General features: G+C 61.2%; 1 protein-coding gene and 2 pseudogenes. 1 reads left to right on the top strand and 2 read right to left on the bottom strand.

Annotated features, from left to right (window positions below; all coding sequences use genetic code 11):
- Positions 1-159: 159 nt before the first annotated feature.
- Complete coding sequence (locus tag FSO04_RS45665; RefSeq protein ID WP_154567992.1) at positions 160-357, bottom strand: hypothetical protein; 198 nt, start codon at positions 355-357, stop codon at positions 160-162.
- 204 nt (positions 358-561) lie between these two features.
- A pseudogene (locus tag FSO04_RS45660) lies at positions 562-1,509 on the bottom strand (PDZ domain-containing protein); the annotation flags it as partial.
- A 16-nt stretch (positions 1,510-1,525) separates the two neighbouring features.
- Between FSO04_RS45660 and FSO04_RS48170 the strand changes: the two are divergent.
- Positions 1,526-1,600, top strand: a pseudogene (locus FSO04_RS48170) (IS6 family transposase); the annotation flags it as partial.
- Positions 1,601-1,727 lie beyond the last annotated feature (127 nt).

Below are 1,727 nucleotides of genomic sequence, written 5' to 3'. Positions count from 1 at the left end.
AGCGTCAGATACGGTGCCGCGAAGCTCCATTCTTCGTCGGATACATCGCTCGGATACCCTTTGCGGTCTGCTCTTTTCATCCCACCAGGATACCAGGTCTCACACAAAGTGCCTAACACGCTCTAGGGCACGGTTTCAGCCGCGCGTCGCGCGGCCGGATCAATTGTGCGTCTCCCGCACGTACGCCCGCCCCTTCTCTGTGATCAGACGCCCGCCGTGTGGGGCCGCCGAAATCAGGTCGCGCTTTTCCAGTTCGGTCTGGATGTCCCATTCAACCATGAGAGGTTGGTCGCTCGCCGCGCGTTGGCTGAGTTCCAGAAGCGTTTCTTGCGCTCTGGTGCTGAGCTCTTGTGCCATGGTCGTCTCCTTCCAGGTGTTCAAGGAATTCTAGTATGAAGCAACGTCCAATCCTTTCACCGACGCAATGGCGCGCGTTCGCAGCGGTAAGTCTTCACAGTCGCCGCCGAAACGCTCGGCTAACAATAGGTCCCGCGTCGGTCTTGCGACGTTGCGGCGCAACCCTGCTTCCTCGCACCACCAACGCTGCCCACGTCCCGCTGATCATTTAACCTCGACCAAAACAAAACTGCGTGCGTGGTTGCGCTGGATCAGCACGGCTACTTGTTTCCCTGCCTTGGCTTCCAGCGCAGTCACGTCCGCCTGCGTTTCGACCAACGTGTCGTTGAGCGACAGGACGATATCGCCAGACTGGATGCCGGCTTTTGCCGCCGGCCCATCGACTCCGTCCACCATCAGACCGACGGCCAGGTCGCTCGCGCGCCGCTCGTCCTCATTCAGCGGATGCATGCTCAAGCCCAGGCGATCCCCTGAGCCTGAGCCGCCTTCGCTTGGTCGGGCTTTGGGGCTGGAGCTTTCCGCGGACGCGCCGACCATGACCGTGATTGTCATCGGCCTTCGATTGCGGATCAGCTTGAGTGTGGTTTTTGTCCCAGGAGGCAAAGCAGCGGCATCCTCGCCGAGTTCGGCCGAGCGATCAATCGGCTTGTCGCCGATCCGGATGATCACGTCGCCTGGCTTGAGACCGCTTGCGGCGGCCGTTGTGCCGGGCGCGACGGAATTGACCAGCGCACCTGCCGGTCGCGGCAGGCCAAAGGCCACGGCCAGGCCGGGGCCGACGTCCTGCACTTCCACGCCAAGGCCGCCCGGAGAGGTCGCTTGCGTGGCTTGCACCTGCAATCGCACCTTGGCCGCCATGTTGATCGGGATGGCAAAGGCCAGGCTGGGGTACCTGTCTGAGTCCGCATAAACCTGCACGTCAATGCCGACCACCTCGCCAGCACGGTTGAACAGCGGGCCACCCGAGTTGTCGGGGTTGACGGAGACGTCGGTCTGGAAAAAGGGAAAATTGCTGCCATCCGGTAGCGTGCGGGAAGTGGCGCTGACTATGCCGGCTGTGACGGTATTCTGGAAGCGGTCGGGCGAGCCGATCGCCAGGACCTGTTCGCCAACGCGCACTCGCGACGGCTCTGTCAGCTTGGCGGGGAGGCGGCGGTAGAATGAAGTGATGAAGAAAACGAAATTGCTTTATCACGGTCACCGCTTCCCTGCCGTCGTCATCAGCTGCGCGGTTCGCTGGTATTGATATGACTTTGCGTGTCAATCGCGAAATTGGTTTCCAGGTTGCATTGACGCATGAATTTCCTGAGGGCGGCGCAGCAGTAAGTCTCGACGGTGGATCACACTGACATCCGCGGGTTGGATACCGC

Origin of the sequence: Paraburkholderia madseniana (assembly GCF_009690905.1) — a bacterium.
In the GTDB taxonomy this organism is placed as follows: domain Bacteria; phylum Pseudomonadota; class Gammaproteobacteria; order Burkholderiales; family Burkholderiaceae; genus Paraburkholderia; species Paraburkholderia madseniana.
Note: the sequence above shows the minus strand (reverse complement) of the source record. Positions and strands in the feature narration are given on the sequence as shown.